The organism is Shewanella sp. SR44-4 (assembly GCF_014163715.1).
GTDB lineage: Bacteria > Pseudomonadota > Gammaproteobacteria > Enterobacterales > Shewanellaceae > Shewanella.
On sequence record NZ_JACJDU010000094.1, the window covers coordinates 1 to 4,080 of the forward strand.

6 protein-coding genes are annotated in these 4,080 nt (G+C 36.7%); all 6 read right to left on the reverse strand.

The window, feature by feature from the left end; genetic code table 11:
- Positions 1-260 precede the first annotated feature (260 nt).
- The 6 genes from H5125_RS21420 to H5125_RS21445 all read right to left on the reverse strand — a co-directional run bounded on the left by H5125_RS21420 (position 261) and on the right by H5125_RS21445 (position 3,768).
- Positions 261-647 (reverse strand): hypothetical protein, encoded by a 387-nt coding sequence (locus tag H5125_RS21420; protein WP_182745439.1) that lies wholly within the window; start codon positions 645-647, stop codon positions 261-263.
- Positions 648-832: 185 nt separating this feature from the next.
- Entirely contained in the window at positions 833-1,606 is a 774-nt protein-coding gene (locus H5125_RS21425; protein WP_182745441.1) for a ChaN family lipoprotein, read from the reverse strand.
- 51 nt (positions 1,607-1,657) lie between these two features.
- Positions 1,658-2,101: a hypothetical protein gene (locus tag H5125_RS21430; RefSeq protein WP_182745442.1), complete on the reverse strand. Its 444-nt coding sequence runs from the start codon at positions 2,099-2,101 to the stop codon at positions 1,658-1,660.
- A complete protein-coding gene (locus H5125_RS21435) occupies positions 2,101-2,919 on the reverse strand; it encodes a TIGR02594 family protein (RefSeq protein ID WP_182745444.1) in 819 nt (272 codons plus the stop codon). Before H5125_RS21435 ends, H5125_RS21430 begins: the two co-directional genes overlap by 1 nt.
- A gap of 125 nt (positions 2,920-3,044) precedes the next feature.
- Positions 3,045-3,557 carry a hypothetical protein gene (locus H5125_RS21440; protein ID WP_182745446.1) on the reverse strand — a complete coding sequence of 171 codons (513 nt, stop codon included), beginning with the start codon at positions 3,555-3,557 and terminating at the stop codon, positions 3,045-3,047.
- Positions 3,547-3,768 (reverse strand): hypothetical protein, encoded by a 222-nt coding sequence (locus H5125_RS21445; protein WP_182745448.1) that lies wholly within the window; start codon positions 3,766-3,768, stop codon positions 3,547-3,549. The genes H5125_RS21440 and H5125_RS21445 overlap by 11 nt, the downstream gene beginning before the upstream one ends.
- Positions 3,769-4,080 lie beyond the last annotated feature (312 nt).

Sequence of the window (4,080 nt, forward strand, 5' to 3'; positions counted from 1 at the left end):
AGTTCCAGCTTTTCAGGAGCATTAATTAAGCTTTTTTGGCATTGTTCCGCGGCAACATTAATTGTTAAGTTGGGATCATCTATATCAATTGAATCATCCCACCTCGGACCCGCTGCGTTGGCGAAAATAGCCACCAAGATAAAAGATAATAAAAATGGCTTTACCATTTTAAAGTGCCTTCATAATATATTTGGGGAATATGAAAAGCTTGCGAACAGTGTTATGACATTAAGGTAATAAATCATAACTTATCACACAGCTTATTTAGATAATTTTTTGCTAATATCTAATATTTCATCTTTGAAAAAAATGTTATCATCTTCGTCATTATCAATAATAAATTGCAAGCTTTCTAAGGCTTCTTGCCAGTTTTGTAATTCTTTGTATATTGTATAAATAGCTTTGTGAACTGTAACTAATTGTTGTTTTGTGAGTGATTTATTTTTCTTATGGTTCAAATAATCGGTATATAGATTAATAGACTTATTAAGATCCCTTTCAACGAAAGACCCTGTACTATAAATCCACGCTAATGCTTTGATAGCTTCAACATCATCGCTTTGCGCATGTTTTTTGGCTTCATTGACATAGCGAGTCCCATCACCTGTGTAGTATCCAATGTATAAAAGTGATCTCCAACTGCCCATCGAATAAGCCTTTTCACACCATTCCTCGAGGCTGTATGGTGCAAACATTGAACTTTTCGCACATTGTTGCGCGGCCTGTTCGACTGTTAAGTTTGGATCGTTAATATCGATTGCATGCCACAGACTGTTTGCATGCACATTATTGCAGATTGAGTTTAACGTTAAGAATATAAACAGACTTATCCTTACCATTGCAACTCACCATCTAAATTGACTCGTTTTTCAGGAATATGAACCTGAAAAGACTTAATAGCGGACTTATAGGGAAATCCTTCACGGTAAAAGTACTGCAGCTTAAGCGGAGTATCTTCAGCAGAACCTTCTCTGCAATCCTTTTCGGTTAGACACAACATACCTCCAATAAAGTCTACAAAGACAACATTATGTATCCCTTGCTTTTGGATTAAAGTATCAATGCCTTCTTGATAAGATGCAGCTTCAACAGCATGCCACCGATGCATGAAAGCCACCACACGATGTTGGTTTGATTCTTTTATGATACTCAGAATATTATTTGTCCAGCTATCATTGCGTTTCGTATGAGTATCCTTACAAATACCCGCCTCGGCATTGTCAGACGAGCAAGCTGCATCAAGACTTGCCATTTGCTCTAATGTCATGTCCAAAGCAACTATTTTCAAACCTGCAGTTCTTGCTGCTTTAACAAGTTCACCGTATGCATGAGGAACCAAATATCCCCATGCCCAATTATCATTAAAGTAACGCTGAATAACTTCAAACCCCTTACCTGAACGTTGATAAAAAGACACTTGTTCCTTCATTGATTGTGGTAACATCTCTATAGCAAAATGGGTAAAGCCAGCTGCTTTTAATTGTTTGATCGCTCTAATCGCTTCATATTTATAACCAGCGGTGTTGTGATTAGACTCACCTAGCATAACTAAGCGAGCATTACCTGCCATCGTTTTGTAATTTACGTCCGTGTTAATTTTATTCATTATTTGTCCGTGATTTTTATTAAAACTAACAGTCTAATTTTTGAAATAATACTACTTACACCAATCTGCTACAGAAACAATACCCATCAAATTTTCTTTATTTTCAGCTAACCATACATCGATCGCTGTTGAAGGTTTGAATTCAGAGCCAGTACCCGGCCAGTAGTAATTCCCTGCACTATCTAAACACAGCGCGACATAAACTGGAGTCGAATTAAAAACGACATCTTCACCTTGCTCGACAAGCATTTCATAGTTTATGTTTTTGTGAGATTCACCTTTATAAGTATCGAGGACTTCAGCAAAAAAAACCTGCTTTTCTAATCCATCATTCTGAACCGTTACTTCCACTTTAGTGACTTTTAATTTAGCAAGATAATGTACATTTTTTATAGCTTGTATAAAGCCGTTTAATTCTGATGAGGCTTCGTTTTGAGCGAGCGCTGGATGGATAACACCTACTAACAAGAATAGGAGAACTATGATATTTTTCATTATGCTTCACTTCCTGCAATCGATGACTTTTGAGTATAAACAGGTAAACTGGCAGATGATGAGTCAAAGTTAGAAGGAACAACAAAAGCATCCCACACCTCTTTTTTATACTTAGAAACTTTCACACTATTACTTTGATTACCTCCGAGCATAAATAAATAATGACCATCAACGCTTTGCCCTACTACAAAAGCAACATGCCCGCCCCCTTGTCTTGATTTGATGCCTATAGCACCGTAAACAGGTTGAGTTATTGGTTTACCAAAATCAATCCACGATTTGGCTCTAAAAGCATTTTTTACAGGTTCAATATTATTTTGTTTCATCACCCAAGCAACAAAAGAGCCACACCAGGCATTTTGACCACCACTGTCATCACTTCCCCAAAACTTAGAAGCTTTAAAATATTCTAAAATTTGAGGGTTTGCTTTAGTACCTGCAACTTCGGATTCACCCACCTCATTAACAGCTGTTTTCATCCAAAAAGCATTAGTTACAGGCATTTTTAAAGAGGTGTTTACATTAGGAAGTACGGCTACACTCAACAGTTTTTCATTCATCTTTCGATGAGTTCGACCATTAGCGTCAATTTTGCCATCTGGACGTACCATATTAAGTACTTTGCTTTGAAATAATCTAATCGCTGCAACAGTTTTAGAGCTTTCAGGCCTAGAGCCTAAACAGCCATCAACAATTAAAGGTTTTGTAGGGGGAATGAGTTTAAGTAGTTTGTTTAAACCGGTTTGTACTGTTTTTACATCGTTTAAATTGTTAGCTCCACCCAGCCCGACAGCTTGAGTTATTTTTATTGATGACATCGTATTATCCTTGTCATTGTTGATTTAAAGAAAAGGTTAAATCTACATATTTAACTTTTATTATTCTGATAGTAATTAACTTTTTCGCACCTAGATTGTGTTGGGCTAGAGGCTAAATACCCTCATCACTGAGGATCTCCCCAAACCTGCTCAATAATGACCATCGGATTAAATGGTTTTTTTAATGATTCGATACTTTCCAATTGAGTTTTTATATTTTCAGTAAGGTTTTCATACTCTCGAGCAGAAGCTACTGTAGATTTAGGAAAAACTAAAAGACGTATATTTTTAATTTGCTCACTTATAGCCTGGGACTTTTCAATCTTATTCTGCTCTTGCAATGTCAGTATAGCGCGAGCTAAATTAAAGACTTCAGGCTGAGCACAATTATATAACGCATCATCAAAAAGCTTACCCAGAACACCAGCGGTTTCTCGAGGCATCTGTTTTAATTTCAACATATCAGTTTCTGGTAAAATGAAATCAGTTACTAGCTTGAAGCAATGGCTACTTTTATTCTCATATTTAGCTAAGTTAACCTGCATCATAAGTGTTGCATATTTCCCATCTTCTGAAATTTCAGCTTTAGCCATAAAAGATACGAATAAAACAAATATCACAATACATTTATTCAACATTGGGCTTACATCCTTTCACTATTGAACTCCAAAACAAGTATTCCTTTGGGTTTCCGTTATGAGCCATAACCTGTTTAAATGCAATTTTGCTTATAGACTCCATGGCTATCTTATCAAAAGCACTAAATGACTCAAAAAAATATTCCCAATTGGCTTGACTAACAGCATACTCAGTTTGCGCCGCGTCAGAACCTGCAATTTGAAATGCCAAAGAATCATCCAGAAATCTTACACCAGAACCAGAAGATCCTTTAACGGCAAGCCCTCCAAATATTGAATAAAACTGACCAATTAACAGAGCAAGCCGACCAATTTTTGTGAGATCATATATCTCATTAATCTCTTCAATTCCCCTCTTACTTTCCTCATCAAAACTTAAGCCTACTATTGCTGGACATTTTCGGCGTTTTTCAAGACAGTTGTCGCCTAAATTGTTAAGCAGCTTCTTTATGTTGCTCTGGATTTAACTCCACAGCGCCTATTGGCTGCCAGTTTCGCTCTTCTTTTGACCATCGCTCTGGAT

Coding starts and splice junctions, on each gene's coding strand:
- H5125_RS21430 (WP_182745442.1), bottom strand. CDS start 2,101: ATGAAAAATATCATAGTTCTCCTATTCTTGTTAGTAGGTGTTATCCAT.
- H5125_RS21435 (WP_182745444.1), bottom strand. CDS start 2,919: ATGTCATCAATAAAAATAACTCAAGCTGTCGGGCTGGGTGGAGCTAAC.
- H5125_RS21425 (WP_182745441.1), bottom strand. CDS start 1,606: ATGAATAAAATTAACACGGACGTAAATTACAAAACGATGGCAGGTAAT.
- H5125_RS21440 (WP_182745446.1), bottom strand. CDS start 3,557: ATGTTGAATAAATGTATTGTGATATTTGTTTTATTCGTATCTTTTATG.
- H5125_RS21420 (WP_182745439.1), bottom strand. CDS start 647: ATGGGCAGTTGGAGATCACTTTTATACATTGGATACTACACAGGTGAT.